The organism is Sphingomonas sp. CBMAI 2297, assembly GCF_029870595.1.
GTDB lineage: Bacteria > Pseudomonadota > Alphaproteobacteria > Sphingomonadales > Sphingomonadaceae > Sphingomonas.
This window is the reverse complement of the sequence record NZ_JAPDIR010000002.1, coordinates 1-17,790: the sequence shown is the minus strand read 5'-3', so window position 1 is coordinate 17,790 and position 17,790 is coordinate 1. Positions and strand designations below refer to the sequence as shown.

Here is a 17,790-nt window from a genome sequence, read left to right as displayed (position 1 = left end):
TCCGATTTGGCAATGTGGACGGGACGCGTTCCGATTTTTGAGTTACCGTCCGGCCCGCTTCAAATTGGGAGGGGCAGAATGTCGGAACCATATATCGGCCAAATCATGCAGGTCGGCTTCAACTTCGCGCCGCGCGGCTGGGCACCGTGCCAGGGCCAGATCATGTCGATCCAGCAGAATACCGCGCTGTTCTCGCTGCTCGGCACCGTCTATGGCGGCAATGGCCAGAGCACTTTCGGCCTTCCTGACTCGCGGGGCCGCGTCTTTATCGGCCAGGGCAACGGCCCCGGGCTCACCCCGATCACCCTGGGCGAACTCGGCGGCGTGAACAGCGAAGTGCTCAGTATCCTGCAGATGCCGATCCACAACCACCTCGCCACCTTCACGCCCACCGGCGGCGGCACGGTATCCGGCACGCTCCAGGCGATGACCGGCGCACTCAACGCGGAGACCGCCGCACCGAGCGCCGGCTCGTTCCTCGGCGTCGCCAATGATTCCTCGGGCAGCGTCACGCCGACCTTCTATGTGCCGGCCGGCCAGTCGGGCACCACGCCGGTCAACCTGGGCGGCCTGAACATCACCGGCGGTGGCGGCGGCACCGGCACCGTGACCGTCGCCAATAGCGGCGGCAGCCAGCCGGTTCCGGTCATGCAGCCCTATCTCGGCATCCAGACCAACATCGCGCTGACGGGTGTCTTCCCGTCGCGGAACTGAGCCGGAGCTCGATAAAGGCCCCGACCGCGCGCGCTGCACCGGCAGCGGCGCGGCCGGGCTTTTCATGGGCCAGGTCACGAACCCGGCCCGCCGGTCAAGAAAAGACCGCCTGATAGTGGCGCGTGGTGGCCGAAGGGACCAGCTGGCTGATCAGGATTTCGTGCGGGCCGCCCTTGCCGCAATCCATCTCGTACGAGGCATCCATGAGATAGACCTCAAGCGGCGCTTCGAAGAAGAGCGAGAAGGGCACGCGCGTGTCGATGCCGATCAGGGCCGGCCTGCGCTCGATGCGAGCCAGCGTGATCTCCACCGGGTTGGGCAGGGTGCTGAGGCGGACCTTGCGACCGACCCAGGGCTCGAAATCTTCCGGTGCCAGCATTCTCATAGGATAGTCTTCCCCCTCCCGCCGAACGAATGACCGCTTCGGCTATTAAAAACCTATCCTGCCGGGTCCGCGGCGGCGCGTGAAGCCGGTCCACGCCATTTCGGGGCAAAAGCCGATACCATGCCATGCTAAAGGCCGATCGCATGCTAGCCTTCCCCACCCCGCGACCGCTGCCGATGCTGCCGGAGGCGCTGCGCATGCTGGACATGGCGCTACCGCCCGCACGCGCGGCCGACCTGCCGCTGCTCGCCGATCTGCATGCCGCCTCGCGCATGGCCGAGCTGCTCCTCGCGCCCTGGTCCCCCGCGCAGAAGCGCGACTTTCTCGACGAGCAGTTCGCGCTCCAGCACGCGCATTTCGTGAAGCACCATCGCAAGGGCGATTTCCGGCTGGTGACCCGCCGGGACGCGCCGATCGGCCGCTTCTACTTCGATCGCGGCGGCCCGGAATGGGTGCTGATCGACATCCTGCTCGACGCAAGGGCCCAGGCCGGCGGGATCGGCAGCGCGCTGATCGGCTGGCTGCAAGGCGCCGCGCGCGATGCAGGCGCCGCCGGCCTGCGCCTGAGCGTCGCCCGCACGAATACGCGCGCGCATGCACTCTACCGGCGGCTGGGCTTTGCCGATGCCGGCGAGGTCGCCGGCACCCATGTCGCCATGTTCTGGCGGCCCTGAAGCCGTCTATTCGACAGTGACCGACTTCGCCAGGTTGCGCGGCTGATCGACATCCGTGCCCTTGGCCACCGCCACATGATAGGCGAGCAGCTGCACCGGCACCGCATAGACGAGCGGCGCGATCAGCGGATGGACCTTGGGCATCGTGATCGTCGCCACCGTGCCCTCGCCCGCCGCTTCGATGCCGTCATAGTCCGAGATCAGGATCACCTTGCCGCCGCGCGCCTGCACTTCCTGCATGTTCGACACGGTCTTCTCGAAGAGCGGACCCGAGGGGGCGATCACGATCACCGGCACGGCATCGTCGATCAGCGCGATCGGGCCGTGCTTCATCTCGCCGGCGGCATAGCCCTCGGCATGGATATAGCTGATTTCCTTGAGCTTCAGCGCACCCTCGAGCGCCAGCGGATAATCGGTGCCGCGCCCCAGATAGAGCACGTCGCGCGCCGCCGCGACGATGCCGGCCATCGCCTGGATCGCCTCGTCATAGGCGAGCGCGCCGTTGAGCGCGGCCGGCGCTTCGGCGAGGTGCTTGACGATCGCCTTCTCCTCGGCCTCGGTGAGCTTGCCCTTCGCCTTCGCGAGATTGGCGGCGAGCGCGGCGAGCACCGCGAGCTGGCAGGTAAAGGCCTTGGTCGAGGCGACGCCGATCTCCGGCCCGGCATGCGTCGGCAGCAGCAGATCCGCCTCGCGCGCCATCGAGCTGGTGGGGACATTGACCACCGCGGCGATCGTCTGGCCCTCGGCGCGAGCATGGCGCAGCGCCGCGAGCGTGTCCGCCGTCTCGCCCGACTGGCTGATCACGATCATCAGCCCGCCCTCTTCCATCACCGGCGCGCGGTAACGGAACTCGCTCGCCACATCGAGGTCGACCGGCACGCGGGCGAACTGCTCGAACCAGTATTTGGCGACCATGCCGGCATAGAAGCTGGTGCCGCAGGCGACGATGGTGACGCGCTTGATCGCCGACAGGTCGAAATCGGGGATCGGCAGCGTGACCCGCTCCTCCATCCGCTGGAGATAGGCGCGCAGCGTCTGGGCGACGACGATCGGCTGCTCGTAGATCTCCTTGAGCATATAGTGCCGGTGGTTGCCCTTGGAGACGAGATCGCCGGTGACGCCCGAGATGGTGATCGGCCGCTCGACGGGATTATTGTCCCGGTCGAAGATCTGGGCGCCGTCATGGGTGATGACGACCCAGTCGCCCTCGTCGAGATAGGCGATGCGCTGCGTGAGCGGGGCGAGCGCCAGCGCGTCCGAGCCGAGATAGGTCTCGCCGTCGCCATAACCGACGACCAGCGGCGAACCGAGGCGCGCGCCGATCAGCAGGTCCGGATGCTGGCGGAACAGGATGGCGAGCGCGAAGGCGCCGTGGAGGCGCGGCAGCACTTCGGCGACTGCCTCGGCGGGAGCCATGCCAGCCTCGACCTTCTCGCTGACGAGATGCGCAACGACTTCGGTGTCGGTCTCGCTCTCGAACTTGCGGCCGCGGGCGATCAGCTCGTCGCGCAGCGGCTTGAAATTCTCGATGATGCCGTTGTGGACCAGCGCCAGCTCGCCGGTCGCGTGCGGGTGGGCGTTGTTCGTGGTCGGGCCGCCATGCGTCGCCCAGCGGGTGTGCGCGATGCCGGTGGTGCCGGGCAGCGGATTGGCCGCGAGTTCCTTGCCGAGATTGACCAGCTTGCCCGAGGCGCGGCGCCGCTCGATCCGGCCGTCCACGTCCGTGGCGATGCCGGCCGAATCGTATCCGCGATATTCGAGGCGCTTGAGACCGTCGAACAGCCGCTCCGCGACTTCCTCCTTGCCGACGATTCCGACGATTCCGCACATGCTCTGGGTGTTCCTGCTCTGGGCCCGGCGATCAGCCGAGGATTTCGATCTGGGCGACGCTATCGACCGCGATGCGCGTCTGGAAATGCGAGCCGACCGGCACGCGGCGGGCAATGCCCTTCACGCGCACCCGCTTGCCGGTGAGCACGTCCTCGGGATAGCCGCCGAGCTTCTGCTTCAGCGCGGCGATCGCCGCCGAATGCAGCTCGATGGTGAGGTTGCCCGCGTCGCGATAATTGGCCGCCGAGTTCAGATAGACGCTGAAGCCGCCCGCGCCGGCCGAGGCGACGACGAACTCGAACACGCCCTCGACCTCTCCGGTCTTCGAGGCCGCCACGGCCTCGATCGCCTGGCCGGGGCTCATCGGCGCGGCGGTCTGCGCGACGACGGGCGCGGCGACGGTCAATGCAAGCATCGAGAACAGGGTTCGCATACGCATCACTTCTTCGCCGCCTCCTTCTTCGCCTTCATTGCCTCGCGGAATTTCCGCGCCCAGCCCGGCTTCACCTGCTGCTCGGCCCGGGTGATCCCGAGCGCATCGCCTTCCACGTCGCGAGTCACCACCGAACCGGCCCCCACGATCGCGCCGTCGCCGATGGTGACGGGCGCGACCAGGGCGCTGTTGCTACCTACAAAGGCGCCGTTTCCGATCACTGTCCGGTACTTTAAAAATCCGTCATAATTGCAGGTGATGGTGCCGGCGCCGATATTCGCCCCGGCCCCTACCGTGGCATCGCCGATATAGCTCAGATGGTTCGCCTTGGCGCCGGGGCCGATCACTGCCTTCTTGATCTCGACGAAATTGCCGACCTTGGCGCCCTGCTCGATCCGCGCGCCGGGGCGCAGACGGGCATAGGGCCCGATATCGGCGCCGGACAGGATCTCGGCGCCCTCGATATGGCTGAAGGCATGGATGGCGACGCGGTCCGCCACCGCGACGCCGGGGCCGAACACCACGTGCGGCTCGATCGTGACGTCACGGCCGACCTGGGTGTCATAGGCGAACCACACCGTCTCCGGCGCGACCAGGGTGGCACCCTCGACCATCGCGCGGGCGCGGCGGCGCTGCTGCCATTCCTGCTCGAGCAGGGCGAGTTCGCCACGGCTGTTCACTCCCGCCACCTCGATCGCGTCGGTTTCGATGCCCACCGAGAACCGGCCGTCCTGGCGGGCCAGCTCGACCAGATCGGTGAGGTAATATTCGCCCGCCGCATTGTCGTTGCCCAACCGGGCGAGCAGGCGGAACAGATCGGACGAGCGCACCGCCATCAGGCCGGAATTGCACAGCGTCACTGCCCGCTCCTCGGGCGTGGCGTCCTTATACTCGACGATCTTGTCGAGCCGGCCGTCGGGGCCGACGATCACCCGGCCATAGGCGCCGGGATCGGCGGGCCGGAAGCCGAGCACCACCACGCTGGGGCCGCCATCGCCGTGGAGCGCCTCGATCATCCGGCGCATCGTCCCGGTCGTGACGAGCGGCACGTCGCCATAGAGGATCAGCACGTCGCCCTGGAAGCCGGCCAGCGCGCCCTCCGCCATGCGCACGGCATGGCCGGTGCCGAGCTGCTCGGCCTGTTCCACGGTCTCGACGCCAAGCGGATGGACCGCCGCCTCGACCTGCTCGCGGCCTGCGCCGACCACCACCACCTCGCGCTCCGCGCCGAGCGCCTTCACGCTGTCGATCAGGTGGAGCAGCATCGGCCGCCCGGCAATGGGATGGAGCACCTTGTGGGTGTCCGACTTCATCCGCGTGCCCTTGCCGGCCGCGAGGATGATTGCTGCGATCGGTGCGGTCATTTGTCCTCCGTTAGGGTGTGTACCCGGTCCCCGCAACGGCCGTGATCGCCCTGGGAAGGCCGCCGGCAAGGAAGGTCGCGCAGTCGCGTAGCGGCGCTACGCACAAGCGATCCTGACGCCGTCCGGCGGCCTTCCCAGGGCGACCCCTTCGGGGCGGGCGGATTTTGGCGCATGGCGGCGTCGCTCGTCGGTCACGATGCAAAGGCATCGCTCCCTCCTCGCTCCTACCCTTGCGCCAAAATCCGCTCCGTCACGGCGGTTGCGGGGACCGGGTACACACCCTGCGTCCCCTGCCACGTTACACTTGCCAATTCCATAGCCCCGCTGGCAGGCAGCACCGCGATGGCTGATTTCCCCTTCGACATCGTCGGCTTCGACCTGGACGGCACCCTGATCGACACCAGCATGGACCTGCTGGGCGCCACCAACCATGCGCTTGGCCTGGCCGGGCGGCCGCTGCTCGACAAGGCGGCGGTGATGACGATGGTGGGGCGCGGCGGCAAGCACATGCTGGAGCAGGCGCTGGAAGCGTCGGGCGGTTGTGACGAAGCCGAGATGGCCTGGCTCCTCCCGGCGCTGCTCGACTGGTATCGCGACCATCTCACCGACCATTCGCGCCCCTTTCCGGGCATGATCGAGGCGCTGGACGCGCTGGCGGCCCGCGGCGCGACGCTGGCGATCGTGACCAACAAGCGCGAGGATCTGGCGGTGAAGCTGATCGGGGAGCTGGGGCTGCGCGCGCGGTTCGCCACGATCATCGGCGGCGACACGATGGGCAGCGGCAACGCCAAGCCGTCCGCCCTGCCCATCCGCGAGATGATCCGGCGCTGCGGCGGCGGTCGCGCGGCATTCGTCGGCGATTCGATCTTCGACACGCTGGCCGCGAGGAATGCCGGGGTGCCGAGCATCGCCGTCAGCTTCGGCTTCCTCTCCCAGCCGGTGGAGGAACTCGGCGCCGACGCGGTGATCGACAGCTATGCCCAGCTGATGCCGGCGCTGGAGCGGCTGGGAGTCGCGCTTCCGGCCTGACCTTCAACCGTCATTCCCGCCTGCGCGGGAACGACGCCGGCAGAACTAGTCCCGCTCCTTCAGCTGGTGGAGCAGGATGGCATTGCCTTCGCTGTCCGCGATCACCCGCATGCGGCAGACGGGCGAGTGGATCAGGTCGCTCTTGAAGACGACGCCCTTCGCTTCCAGCTCCGCGCAGAGCGCATCGAGATCCTCGACCTCGAAGGCGATCGTGCCGCCGGCATCGGATGCCGGCCTGTCGCCGGTGACGTTGGTCAGCGCGAGGCAGCCGCCACCCGGCAGGTCGAATTCGATCCACGGAATCCCCTCCGGCGCCCGGCTGGGCGGCAGGCCGAGCGTCTCCTCGTAGAAGCCGCGCGCCCGCGCGAGGTCGACGACCGGATACATGGTGAACGCGACCTTGCGGAACATGGCGATCTCTCCTGCTCGAATGCCCGCGCAGGATAGCCGCGAGCATCCCGCAAGGCAAGAATTCGTTCCCCTTTTGTTTCAACACCTTCAGCCGACCGGCCGATAGCCCTTGCGATATTTGGTCCAGAGGTGCCGGGCCAGCAACAGGGGCGGCATGCGCAGCCAGTGGCTGCGGACATAGAAGACCAGCCGGGTGAGCCTGCGGGTCTGGCGGCCCCAGCCGTCCCGGGCCGTGAGGCGGCGGAGGTAGAGGCGATCGAGCGCGCCCAGGCCCCGCCATTCCGCGGGCACCTCGGTGCCGTACAGGGCATGCGACAGGCGGGCGGCGCGGGCCAGCGCACGGGCCAGGCCATGGTGGCGGGCGCGCTCCGGCAGGCCGGCGGGCGCCTCGGACGCGAACATGCAGTGGATGTCCCACAAATTGCGCATCCCGCCGGCGAGATCGCCGTCCGCCAGCAGGTGCGCGGCGGCATGGAGCAGGCGATCCGGGCCGGAAAGGACGGACAGGCCGTTGCAGAGCGGCTCGCTGGCGGCCAGCAGCGCCTCGGCATCGGGGGCGATCCTGGCCGTCAGGGGCAGGATCGTGTGGTGGACGTCGATCATCCGGTCGCGCTCGCGGTGGATGAGCGGGGGCAGCTCGTGCATCCAGCGGCGATAATAGGCGTCGTCATAGGGATCGGGCTTCACCCATTCCCAACCGGCGGCGAGCAGGGCGGCCTCGGCCTCGCCGATCCGGCCGCGGGGGACCAATATGTCCAGATCGCCGATGTTGCGCCCCACCGAGGGCGAGAGCCCGGCGGCGGCGAAGGCGGTGCCCTTGAGCAGCACCACCGGCATGCCGAGCGGCGCCAGCGCCCGCCGGGCCATCTCCGCCTCCCAGAGCGCCGCCAGGCGGACTTGCCCGGCCGAGGCGATCGCGTCGTCGACCAGGCGCTGGACCCCGGCCGGAAGCGCCAGGCCGTTCAGCCGGTGCGCGAGCGTGCCCGCCATCTGCTCGGCGCGGGCCACGGCGAAGAGCTCGGTCCATTCCCGCGCGGAGAAGCCGAGCGCGGTGCCGGGATCGCGCAGCACATGGGCCAGGCGCCAGCCGGGGCTCATGCCAGCGCCTCGACCAGGGCGATGCCGCTTTCGGTGTCCGGATAGTCGATCGCGCGCGCCGGAATGGCCTGCACGAGCCGGGTGAGCGCCTCGAAGCCGCGCTCGGCGAGGTGGACATAGTTGGTCGAAGCCTGGGTCAGCCGGACGAACGCCTCGCTGGGCGGCACCGGCCGTTCGGCGGCCGCGAAGCCGAAGCGCGGGAAGAGGAGCAGGGCCGGCTCGGCGGGCACGGCCATCGCGGCGATCGCGCGGGCATCGGGAACGAGATGGCGGATATCGCCCTTGGGCGTGCCGGCGAGCAGCGGCCCGAACCGCCCCCCGGGCAGCGCGGCGCGGGCGACCGCGATCGCCTGGTTCTTGAGGCTGATCGGCCGGGGAAAGCCATGGGCCAGGCCGGTGGCGGGGTCGATCAGCACGAACTCGTCGCCCATCAGCCGCCAGCCGCGCGCCATCAGCAGCGCCGCGAGCGTGGATTTGCCCGCGCCCGAGATGCCGGTCATCAGCACCGCCCTGCCGTCCCGCTCGACCGCGGACGCATGCAGCAGCAGGAAGCGGCGCTGGGCGAGCGCCATCTGGAGGTTCATCCCCATTTCGGCGGCGAGCAGCCCCTGGGCCAGCGGCAGCGGCGCGGCGTCCGGAATGCTGTAGTCGCCGCCGATATGGACCGCCGGGCGGAGGAACTTCCGCCAGGGCCGCGCGGCGAAGAGGTGGACGTTGAAGTCGGGAATGTCGGGCCGGGGATAGTCGCGGTACAGATCCTCCAGCTGCGCGATCGGCGCCCGCCAGTCGCTGCCGATGCGGAAGCCGGCGGGGCCGATGGCGAGGCGGGTGGCGTGCCTCACAGCCGCTCCACCAGGCCTGCCTGGACCAGTTCGTCGAGGCGCATGGCCAGCGCGGCGGGATCGGCGTCGAGCAGGTCATAGCGCTCGGCCAGACGGGCGAGCAGCTGGTCGACGGTGAGTTCGTCGGCGGCGAGCGCCTCGAGCATCTCGGGAACGGGCGCGTCGACGACATGGGTGATGCCAGAGGCGCGGTGATAGATCAGCGTGAGCGCGTCCAGGGGGACGATGCGCAGGGTCTCCGGCGGCGCGGCGCGGTAGGCCGTCATTTTGTTTCACGCGAAGGCGCGAAGGCGCGAAGAAGGAAGGGGTGGTTCGCGCAGAGGCGCAGAGAGCGCAGAGGTGCCTCGCGCCGCGCCAGCGGTGCCCTCCATTGCGACGTTTCCAGAATTCCTGCCGCTGCCGCGGCGCTGGGGCTAGCCGTGAGCAAAACCCCTCTGCGTTCTCCGCGCCTCTGCGCGAACAGAATCTTCTTCGTCGCGCCGCCGCGTCGCTGCGCGAACATGGGCCTCAGCCGCGCGGCATCTGCAGCGAGGCGAAGCAGGTGAAGCCGCTGGTGCCCGACTGGAGGCGGCGGATATAGTTGGTATAGGCGCGGCTCTGCTCGTAGGTGGTGCCGGGCAGCGTGCCGCCGTTCAGCGCGCGCTTGACGTCCTCGGCCTTGAACGGCGTGCCGGCCGCCGGAAAGGCGCCGGGAGTGCCGGCGGGAACGAGCTTGCCGTCGGCGGCGACATATTGGCCCGCGCGGCCGGGATCCGGCACCGGGATCTCGCAATGCATCACCGAGGCGCTGGTCTGCGCCAGCGCCGGCCGGATCGAGACGATCGCCGATGCGCTCGCGGCGCCCAGCATCAGCGCGCGGCGACTAGCCTTGGGAGCCGGATCTTCGTCTGCCATGACGCATTGTCCTGCGCTCCGCCCTCTTTCGCAATCGTAAATTGTGGGACAGCCGCGCCTCCGCTTTCGCGGAAGCGCCCTCAGTTGCGGGATGACGAACGCGCGCGCCGCCCCTAGTAAGGCGCTGAATGCCCTATTCTCCTGGTATAAAGGCGCTCGTGGCGCTCGGCATCGCCGCCGCGGGCGCGCTCGCGGGGCTGCTGCTCAACGGCGACGTGCAGGTAAGCCTCGTCATGCTGGTATGCGGCGTCGCCGCCGTGCTGGTGGCGACGGCGGGCGGCGATCCGATGGGCCCGCTCGACACCGCGCCCGCGGCTGCCGAGGGCCCGGGCATCGCGGAGGTGCTCGACGCGATCGCCGAGCCGGTGCTGCTGATCGCCGACCGGCGCGTGATCGCGGCCAATCCGCCCGCGCGCACCCTGCTTGGCCAGCATATCCTGGGCGAGGACGTGCGCATCGCCATCCGCCACCCGGCCGCCGCCGAACGGCTGATGAACCCGAACGATCATGATTCCTCGGCCCCCATCCATCTGGTCGGCCTGGGCACGCGCGACCAGCGCTGGGAGATGCGGGTGACCGCGCTGGGCGACGGCCGCCGCATCGTCCACCTGATCGACCGCACCGGCAGCTATGCGAGCGAGCGCATCCGTGTCGATTTCGTCGCCAATGCCAGCCACGAGCTGCGCACCCCCCTCGCCTCGCTGCTCGGCTATGTCGAGACGCTGGAGGACGGCGCGAGCGAGGAGCCCGGCATCCGCAAGCGCTTCCTGAAGATCATGCACGACGAGGCGCGCCGCATGCAGCGGCTGATCGACGACCTGATCTCGCTCAGCCGGATCGAGGCGGAGAAATATCGCGCGCCCGACAATCCGGTGGCGATGGACGAGCTGATCGACGAAGTGTGCCTGGAGCTCTCCGGCGCGCCGCGCGCGGCGGACGTGGTCACCGAGATCGCCGAGACCGAGCCGGTGCGCGGCGACGCCTCGCAGCTCAGCCAGCTGCTCCACAACGTGATCGGCAACGCGATGAAATATGGCCGCGAGGGCACGCCGATCCTCGTCAGCCTCACGCCCGAGGGCGATTCGATGGTGCGGTTGACCGTGACCGACCAGGGCGAGGGCATCGCGCCCGAGCATCTGCCCCGCCTGACGGAGCGCTTCTACCGCGTCGATTCGGGACGCAGCCGCACCCTGGGCGGCACCGGGCTGGGCCTCGCCATCGTCAAGCACATCGTCGAGCGGCACCGCGGGCGGTTCGACATCGCCAGCACCGTGGGCAAGGGCTCGACGGTGACCGTGCTGCTCCCCGTCCACCGATTGTCATGAACCTGTCACGCTAGGGGCCGAAGGGCCCCGATGGGGGCGGCCGTCCGGGCGCGTGCCCCGTGATTCTTAAATCCCAGGGACAGGAGACGGCGATGCTTGGCAGACTTGTGCTTTTCGCGCTTTCCGCAGTGGCTCTCTCGGCTTGCGACAGCGGGACGACCCGCCCGATCCGCGCCGTGGGCAGCTCGACCGTCTTCCCCTTCACCACCGCGGTGGCCGAGGCCTTTGTCAACCAGGACAAGCGCCGCGCGGCCCCGGTGATCGAATCGATCGGCTCGGGCGCGGGCTTCCGCGCCTTTTGCGAAGGCGTGGGATCGCAGTATCCCGACATCGCCAACGCATCGCGCCGGATGAAGCGCACCGAATACGACACCTGCCAGAAGAACAATGTCGGCGATATTCTGGAAGTGCAGATCGGGCTGGACGGCGTGGTGCTGGCCGAAAGCAATGCCGGCCCCCGGCTGAAGCTCAGCCGCAAGGACCTGTATCTCGCGCTGGCGGCCAACCCGATGGGCAAGCCCAACACCGCCAAGACCTGGAAGGACGTCAATCCCGCGCTGCCGGCGATCCCGATCTATGTGATGGGCCCGCCCTCGACCAGCGGCACGCGCGATGCCTTCACCGAGCTGATGCTCGAGCCGGGTTGCCTGGAGGCCTATCCCGAGGCCAAGGCGCTCAAGGAAGGGCACGACCCGGCCAAGTTCCAGGACGCATGCCTGCGCATCCGCGACGACGGCCCCTATGTCGACAAGGGCGAGAACGACAATCTGATCGTCCAGGGCCTGAGCCAGAACCCCAATGCGCTGGGCATCTTCGGCTATTCCTATCTCGAGGAGAATATCGACCGGCTGCACGGCACGCCGATCGAGGGCGTGGAGCCGACCAACAACGAGATCGTTACCGGCAAATATCCGGGCGGCCGCCCGCTCTACATCTATGTGAAGCAGCGCCACATCAAGGCGGTGCGCGGGATGCAGGATTTCCTGAACCTCTATGCCACGATGTGGAAGCCGAAGGGCGAACTGACCAAGCGCGGGCTGATCGCGGCGCCGAGCGAGGTGCAGGAGCATTCGGCCGAGATCATCGAGAAGGGGATTGCGCTCGACCCCTCCCAGCTGCACTGAAACGAGGACATCATCGCTTTCCTTCCTGAATCCCGTACCGAGCTGACGTCCTGGTGAATGTCTTCGCGCTCCTGTTCGTGGTGGTCGGCCTTGGCCTGATCGGCTGGCTGACCGCGCGCGCGCGCGCCGTGCGGTTCGATCGCGGCGGACAGAAGCGGCTGCATTCGCTGCCCTCGCAGCATGGCTGGTACGTGGCGATGTGGACGGTGCTGCCCGCGCTGCTGTTCGTCGCGGCCTGGACGGCGCTCAGCCCCGCGCTGATCAAGGACCAGGTGCTCAAGGCGCCGGCAGCCAGCCAGCTCTCCGATTTCGCGTTCGAGCGCGACACGATCCTGGGCGAGGCGCGCGACGTGGCGCTGGGCCGGGCCGACTCGACCTTCGATCCCACCGCCGATGCGCTGGTGGCGCCGATGCGCGAGGCGATCGCCTTTTACGGCTGGACCGGCACGGCGATCGCCATCCTGCTGGCCTTTGCCGGGGGCGCCTTCGCCTTCAGCCGGATCAGCCCGGCCTTCCGCGCCCGCACCAAGGTGGAGCGCGGGCTGATGCTGATCCTGCTCGTCGCCTCGCTGATCGCGATCCTGACGACGATCGGCATCTTCCTGTCGCTGTTCTGGGAATCGATCCGCTTCTTCGCGATGGTGCCACCGCAGGATTTCCTGTTCGGCACCCATTGGAGCCCGCAGCTGATCGATCCGAACAGCCCGGGCAAGTCGCTGGGCGCGGTGCCGCTGTTCTGGGGCACCTTCTTCATCGGCGCGGTGATCGCGATGCTGGTCGCCATCCCCTTCGGCCTGATGAGCGCGATCTACCTGACCCAATATGCCGCCCCGCGCGTGCGCCGCTGGATGAAGCCGATGCTCGAGATCCTCGCCGGCGTGCCGACGGTGGTCTATGGCTATTTCGCCGCGCTGACCGTGGCGCCGGCGGTGCGCGACCTGGCGGTGCATCTGGGCATGCCCTTCGCCTCGGCCGAGAGCGCGCTGGCCGCCGGCCTGGTGATGGGCGTGATGATCATTCCCTTCGTCTCCTCGCTGGCGGACGATTCGATCGCCGCCGTGCCCACCGCGATGCGCGACGGCAGCCTGGCGATGGGCGCGACCAATTCCGAGACGATCTCGCGCGTGCTGCTCCCCGCGGCGCTGCCCGGCGTGGTGGCGGGCGTGCTGCTCGCCGTTTCCCGCGCGATCGGCGAGACGATGATCGTGGTGATGGCCGCTTCGGGCGCGGCCAACATCACGCTCAACCCGTTCGAGAGCGCCACCACCGTCACCAAGCAGATCGTCGACCTGCTGACCGGCGAGAGCGAGTTCGACAGCCCCAAGACGCTGGCCGCCTTCGCGCTGGGCCTGACGCTGTTCGTGATCACCCTGCTGCTCAACATCGTCGCGCTGCGCGTCGTGAAGAAGTATCGCGAAGCCTATGAATAAGCGCGCCGCCCCCGCCCCCGTGCCCGAGCGGACGCCGACCGACTGGAAGAGCGCGGCGATGCAGAAGCGCATCCGCCGCCGCTATGCCGCCGAGCGGCGCTTCCGCCTGTTCGGGATGCTGGCGGTGATCCTGTCCGCCGCGTTCCTGGCCTTTCTGATCCTCACCATGGTGGCGAACGGCGCGCGCGGCTTCACCCGCAGCGAAGTGGCGCTCGACCTCGACTTCCCGAAGATGGGGATGATGGTCGACCGCGCGCATCTCTCGACGCCGGGCGCCGACCTGGCGCTGTCGGGCGCCGGGCTGCAGGACAAGGTGGAGATCGCGGCGGAGAGCGGCGGCGACCATTCGCTCGCAGCGAACAGCGCCTGGCTCACGGTGCGCGATGCGATCAAGGCCGATCCCTCGATCCTGGGCGGCCGGAAGACCATCTGGGTGCCCGCCTCGACCGCGCTCGAAATGGGCGCGCGCGGCGAAGGCACGGCGGCGGCGCGGGCCGATGCCAGCCGGCTGCGGAGCGCCGGCAAGCTGCGTACCGGCTTCAATTGGGGCTTCTTCACCGCGAGCAATTCGAACGATCCGGTGGCGGTGGGCATCTGGGGCGCGCTCAAGGGCTCGCTGCTCACCATGCTGGTGACCTTCCTGATCGCCTTCCCGGTAGGCGTGCTGGCGGCGATCTATCTCGAGGAATATGCGCCGAAGAACCGCTGGACCGACCTGATCGAAGTCTCGATCAACAATCTGGCGGCAGTGCCCTCGATCATCTTCGGCCTGCTCGGGCTCGCGGTGTTCCTGGGCACCTGGCAGATCGGCGGGCACAGCTTCGGCCCGCTGCTGCCGCGCTCGGCGGCGGTGGTCGGCGGGCTGACGCTCGCGCTGATGATCATGCCCGTCATCGTCATCGCCAGCCGCAACGCGATCAAGGGCGTGCCCCCGTCGATCCGCGACGCCGCGCTCGGTATCGGCGCGAGCCGGATCCAGGTGGTGTTCCACCATGTCCTCCCGCTCGCCATGCCCGGCATCCTGACCGGCACGATCATCGGCATGGCCCGCGCGCTGGGCGAGACCGCGCCGCTGCTGCTGATCGGCATGCGCGCCTTCATCGTGACCGCCCCCCAGGGCTTCACCGATCCCGCCACCGTGCTGCCCGTGCAGATCTTCCTGTGGTCGGACGAAGTGAGCCGCGGCTTCGTGGAGAAGACCAGCGCGGCGATCATCGTGCTGCTGGTGTTCCTGCTCGCCATGAACGGGCTCGCCATCTATCTTCGCAACAAGTTCGAGACCCGCTGGTAATGACCGACGCCCCTTCCCTTCCCACTGCAACGGCGACCGGGCACAAGATGTCGGCGCGGGGCGTGAACGTCTTCTACGGCGACAAGCAGGCGATCCGCGACGTCTCGATCGATGTCGACATGGACCATGTGACGGCGTTCATCGGCCCGTCGGGCTGCGGCAAGTCGACTTTCCTGCGCACGCTCAACCGGATGAACGACACCATCGCCTCGGCCAGGGTGACCGGCGACATCATGCTGGACGGCGAGGACATCTATTCCGCGGCCATGGACGTGGTGCAGCTGCGCGCCCGGGTGGGCATGGTGTTCCAGAAGCCCAATCCCTTCCCCAAGTCGATCTACGAGAATGTCGCCTACGGCCCGCGCATCCACGGCCTGGCCGCCTCCAAGGTCGCGCTGGACGGGATCGTCGAAGGGTCGCTGCGCCGCGCCGGCCTGTGGGACGAAGTGAAGGACAGGCTGTCGGACAGCGGCACGGCGCTGTCGGGCGGCCAGCAGCAGCGGCTGTGCATCGCCCGTGCCATCGCGGTCGACCCCGAGGTGATCCTGATGGACGAGCCCTGCTCGGCGCTCGATCCGATCGCCACCGCCAAGATCGAGGAGCTGATCCACGAGCTGCGCGGGCGCTATGCGATCGTGATCGTCACGCACAACATGCAGCAGGCGGCGCGCGTCAGCCAGAAGACCGCCTTCTTCCATCTCGGCCAGCTGGTCGAGTATGGCGACACGGACAATATCTTCACCGCACCGAAGCAGGAGCGGACGAAGGATTACATTACCGGCCGTTACGGCTAGGAGTAGGCCCATGGCGAGCAGCCACGAACATACCGTCAAGGCGTTCGATCAGGACATCGGGCAGCTGCGCGCGCTCATCTCGCAGATGGGCGGCCTGGCCGAGCAGGCGATCGAGGACGCGATGCTGGCGCTCCAGCGGGGCGACACCGCGCTCGCCAATGAAGTGCGCCAGAAGGACAAGCAGATCGACGCGATCGAGGCCGAGCTGGAAAAGCTCGTCGTCCGCGTGATCGCGCTGCGTGCGCCGATGGCGGACGATCTGCGCGAGATCATCGCCGCGCTGAAGATCGCCGCCGTGATCGAGCGGATCGGCGACTATGCCAAGAACATCGCCAAGCGCGTGCCGATGATCCATGGCGAGGCAGGCGAGGAGCGGATCGACGTCGTCTCGATCCTGCCCGCGATGGGGCAGCTGGCGGCGGACATGGTGCACGACGTGCTCGACGCCTATTCGGCGCGCGATGCCCAGGCGGCGGTTCGGATCTGCGCGCGCGACACCGCGCTCGACGATTTCTACGATTCGATCTTCCGCACGCTGGTGACCTACATGGTCGAGAATTCGAGGACGATCAGCCAGGTGGCGCACCTGCTGTTCGTGGCGAAGAACCTGGAGAGGATCGGCGATCACGCCACCAACGTGGCCGAAATGGTCTATTTCGCGGCGACAGGCGATTACATGGCCGAGCGCGAGACCGGCGAGGCCCAAGCGAACTGAGCGGGGAAACGGGGAATATATGGCCCGAGTGAAGATGCTTCTCGTCGAGGACGACGCCGCGATCGCGGAACTGGTCGCCTATCACTTCAAGCGCGAAGACTATGAGGTGAAGCACACGCCCGACGGAGAAGAGGCGCTGCTGCTCGCCAAGGAGGCGACGCCGGACATCGTGCTGCTCGACTGGATGGTCGAGGGGCTGAGCGGGATCGAGGTGTGCCGGCGCCTGCGCCGCATGCCGGAGACGGCGAACGTGCCGATCATCATGCTCACCGCGCGCGGCGAGGAGGAGGATCGCGTGCGCGGGCTGGAGACCGGGGCGGACGATTACGTCACCAAGCCCTTCTCTCCGCGCGAGCTGGTCGCCCGGGTGGGCGCGGTGCTGCGGCGCGTCCGCCCGGCCCTGGCCGGTGAGGCGCTGACCTATTCGGACATCGAGATGGACACGGTGGGCCACAAGGTCCGCCGCTCGGGCGAAGTGGTGCAGCTGGGGCCGACCGAGTTCCGCCTGCTGAAGCATTTCCTCGAGCATCCGGGCTGGGTCTTCTCGCGCGAGCGGCTGCTCGACGCGGTATGGGGGCATGACAGCGACATCGAGAGCCGCACGGTGGACGTCCATATCCGCCGGCTGCGCAAGGCGATCAACAAGGGCAACCGGCCGGACATCATCCGCACCGTGCGCTCGGCGGGATATGCGCTCGACGCGGGGAATTGAGCCGTATCGACATCCAGGCAAACGCATGCCCTCTCCAGCTCCCCTCCCTTGCAGGGAGGGGAATCTGGACGCCGACTGGCTCGCCGGGCTCTACCTTGCCCGCAACAATGGCTACCCCTGCGCACATGACCACAATTTAACGAAACCAACCGCGTTTCCTCGCGTTGCAGGCACGGGCGTAACGATCTCGCCCGGTTTCAGGAGACGCATCCCATGAAACTTCTTGCCCTGGCCGCCGCGCTGACTCTCGTTGCTGGCGCCGCGCACGCGCAAACTTCGGCCCAGAAGGCCGATTCCCCGACCAACAACGATGCCAGCAAGCTGGGCGGCTATGCCCCGGCCGGGCCGCTGTTCAGCACCGGCTCCACGCCGCCGCCGGGAGCCCAGGTGGTCTTCGTGCCCAGCACGCAGACGCCGACCCAGGCCTTCCCGCCGCCGGCACCCAAGGCAGTGTATCCGATGTGCAAGCGCGGCCAGTTCGACGGGTGCCGTCAGCGCCAATAGCGCCGACCGCCCCTTTTTACGGGACCGAATGTGCCGGGCGCGCAACGTTGCGCCCGGCACATGCGTTTTTTGCCAGGAAGGTGGGGGTGACAGAGAGGAAGTTTCGATGAAGTTCATGCTCCTGGCATCGGCCCTGGCGATGAGCGGCACCGCCATCGCGCAGGACATGCCGCAGACCGCTCCGCAAACCACGCCCGCGCCGCCCGCACCGCCGAGCGACG

20 protein-coding genes are annotated in these 17,790 nt (G+C 68.3%); 11 read left to right on the top strand and 9 right to left on the bottom strand.

All coding sequences use genetic code 11. The features are described from left to right. Window positions 1-78: 78 nt before the first annotated feature. Window positions 79-714, top strand: coding sequence for a tail fiber protein (locus tag OMP43_RS02840; RefSeq protein WP_280278132.1), 636 nt, complete (start codon window positions 79-81; stop codon window positions 712-714). A 94-nt stretch (window positions 715-808) separates the two neighbouring features. On the opposite strand, the gene OMP43_RS02835 is transcribed toward OMP43_RS02840, so the two are convergent. Beyond that, on the bottom strand, window positions 809-1,099 hold the full coding sequence (locus tag OMP43_RS02835) for a hypothetical protein (protein WP_280278130.1): 291 nt from the start codon (window positions 1,097-1,099) through the stop codon (window positions 809-811). A 143-nt stretch (window positions 1,100-1,242) separates the two neighbouring features. Between OMP43_RS02835 and OMP43_RS02830 the strand changes: the two genes are divergently transcribed. Then, window positions 1,243-1,773: a GNAT family N-acetyltransferase gene (locus OMP43_RS02830; protein WP_280278129.1), complete on the top strand. Its 531-nt coding sequence runs from the start codon at window positions 1,243-1,245 to the stop codon at window positions 1,771-1,773. Between the two features lie 6 nt (window positions 1,774-1,779). Here the strand turns inward: OMP43_RS02830 and glmS are convergent, their stop codons facing one another. From glmS to glmU, 3 genes are read right to left on the bottom strand one after another with little or no spacing between them, the layout of a single operon-like run. Next, on the bottom strand, window positions 1,780-3,603 hold the full coding sequence (gene glmS / locus OMP43_RS02825) for a glutamine--fructose-6-phosphate transaminase (isomerizing) (RefSeq protein ID WP_280278127.1): 1,824 nt from the start codon (window positions 3,601-3,603) through the stop codon (window positions 1,780-1,782). 31 nt (window positions 3,604-3,634) lie between these two features. Continuing rightward, window positions 3,635-4,042, bottom strand: a complete 408-nt coding sequence (locus OMP43_RS02820) for a hypothetical protein (RefSeq protein ID WP_280278126.1) — start codon at window positions 4,040-4,042, stop codon at window positions 3,635-3,637. Beyond that, window positions 4,042-5,400 (bottom strand): bifunctional UDP-N-acetylglucosamine diphosphorylase/glucosamine-1-phosphate N-acetyltransferase GlmU, encoded by a 1,359-nt coding sequence (glmU, locus tag OMP43_RS02815; protein ID WP_280278125.1) that lies wholly within the window; start codon window positions 5,398-5,400, stop codon window positions 4,042-4,044. Before glmU ends, OMP43_RS02820 begins: the two co-directional genes overlap by 1 nt. A gap of 342 nt (window positions 5,401-5,742) precedes the next feature. Here glmU and OMP43_RS02810 point away from each other — a divergent pair, with 342 nt between their 5' ends. After that, a complete protein-coding gene (locus OMP43_RS02810) occupies window positions 5,743-6,429 on the top strand; it encodes an HAD hydrolase-like protein (RefSeq protein ID WP_280278123.1) in 687 nt (228 codons plus the stop codon). A gap of 45 nt (window positions 6,430-6,474) precedes the next feature. Here OMP43_RS02810 and OMP43_RS02805 read toward each other — a convergent pair whose 3' ends face one another. From OMP43_RS02805 to OMP43_RS02785, 5 genes are all read right to left on the bottom strand, one after another. Beyond that, window positions 6,475-6,840 carry a VOC family protein gene (locus OMP43_RS02805; RefSeq protein WP_280278122.1) on the bottom strand — a complete coding sequence of 122 codons (366 nt, stop codon included), beginning with the start codon at window positions 6,838-6,840 and terminating at the stop codon, window positions 6,475-6,477. Window positions 6,841-6,927: 87 nt separating this feature from the next. After that, complete coding sequence (locus tag OMP43_RS02800; protein ID WP_280278121.1) at window positions 6,928-7,938, bottom strand: nucleotidyltransferase family protein; 1,011 nt, start codon at window positions 7,936-7,938, stop codon at window positions 6,928-6,930. Then, window positions 7,935-8,780, bottom strand: coding sequence for an HprK-related kinase A (locus OMP43_RS02795; protein ID WP_280278119.1), 846 nt, complete (start codon window positions 8,778-8,780; stop codon window positions 7,935-7,937). Before OMP43_RS02795 ends, OMP43_RS02800 begins: the two co-directional genes overlap by 4 nt. Further along, window positions 8,777-9,046: an HPr-rel-A system PqqD family peptide chaperone gene (locus OMP43_RS02790; RefSeq protein ID WP_280278118.1), complete on the bottom strand. Its 270-nt coding sequence runs from the start codon at window positions 9,044-9,046 to the stop codon at window positions 8,777-8,779. The genes OMP43_RS02795 and OMP43_RS02790 overlap by 4 nt, the downstream gene beginning before the upstream one ends. Before the next feature lie 241 nt (window positions 9,047-9,287). Then, window positions 9,288-9,674, bottom strand: a complete 387-nt coding sequence (locus tag OMP43_RS02785; protein ID WP_086128788.1) for a hypothetical protein — start codon at window positions 9,672-9,674, stop codon at window positions 9,288-9,290. A 128-nt stretch (window positions 9,675-9,802) separates the two neighbouring features. On the opposite strand from OMP43_RS02785, the gene OMP43_RS02780 reads away from it, so the two are divergent. The 8 genes from OMP43_RS02780 (at window position 9,803) to OMP43_RS02745 (ending at window position 17,569) form a co-directional block, all read left to right on the top strand. Then, on the top strand, window positions 9,803-10,999 hold the full coding sequence (locus OMP43_RS02780) for an ATP-binding protein (RefSeq protein WP_280278114.1): 1,197 nt from the start codon (window positions 9,803-9,805) through the stop codon (window positions 10,997-10,999). 92 nt (window positions 11,000-11,091) lie between these two features. Then, window positions 11,092-12,123 (top strand): substrate-binding domain-containing protein, encoded by a 1,032-nt coding sequence (locus OMP43_RS02775; protein ID WP_280278112.1) that lies wholly within the window; start codon window positions 11,092-11,094, stop codon window positions 12,121-12,123. Between the two features lie 53 nt (window positions 12,124-12,176). After that, window positions 12,177-13,553, top strand: coding sequence for a phosphate ABC transporter permease subunit PstC (gene pstC / locus OMP43_RS02770; RefSeq protein ID WP_280278111.1), 1,377 nt, complete (start codon window positions 12,177-12,179; stop codon window positions 13,551-13,553). Next, entirely contained in the window at window positions 13,546-14,844 is a 1,299-nt protein-coding gene (pstA, locus tag OMP43_RS02765) for a phosphate ABC transporter permease PstA (protein ID WP_280278110.1), read from the top strand. The genes pstC and pstA overlap by 8 nt, the downstream gene beginning before the upstream one ends. Then, window positions 14,844-15,638, top strand: a complete 795-nt coding sequence (pstB, locus tag OMP43_RS02760) for a phosphate ABC transporter ATP-binding protein PstB (protein ID WP_280278108.1) — start codon at window positions 14,844-14,846, stop codon at window positions 15,636-15,638. Before pstA ends, pstB begins: the two co-directional genes overlap by 1 nt. Window positions 15,639-15,648: 10 nt before the next feature. Then, window positions 15,649-16,353, top strand: coding sequence for a phosphate signaling complex protein PhoU (gene phoU, locus OMP43_RS02755; protein WP_280278107.1), 705 nt, complete (start codon window positions 15,649-15,651; stop codon window positions 16,351-16,353). 19 nt (window positions 16,354-16,372) lie between these two features. Beyond that, window positions 16,373-17,065, top strand: a complete 693-nt coding sequence (phoB, locus tag OMP43_RS02750) for a phosphate regulon transcriptional regulator PhoB (protein WP_280278106.1) — start codon at window positions 16,373-16,375, stop codon at window positions 17,063-17,065. Between the two features lie 213 nt (window positions 17,066-17,278). Continuing rightward, window positions 17,279-17,569: a hypothetical protein gene (locus tag OMP43_RS02745; protein ID WP_280278105.1), complete on the top strand. Its 291-nt coding sequence runs from the start codon at window positions 17,279-17,281 to the stop codon at window positions 17,567-17,569. Window positions 17,570-17,790 lie beyond the last annotated feature (221 nt).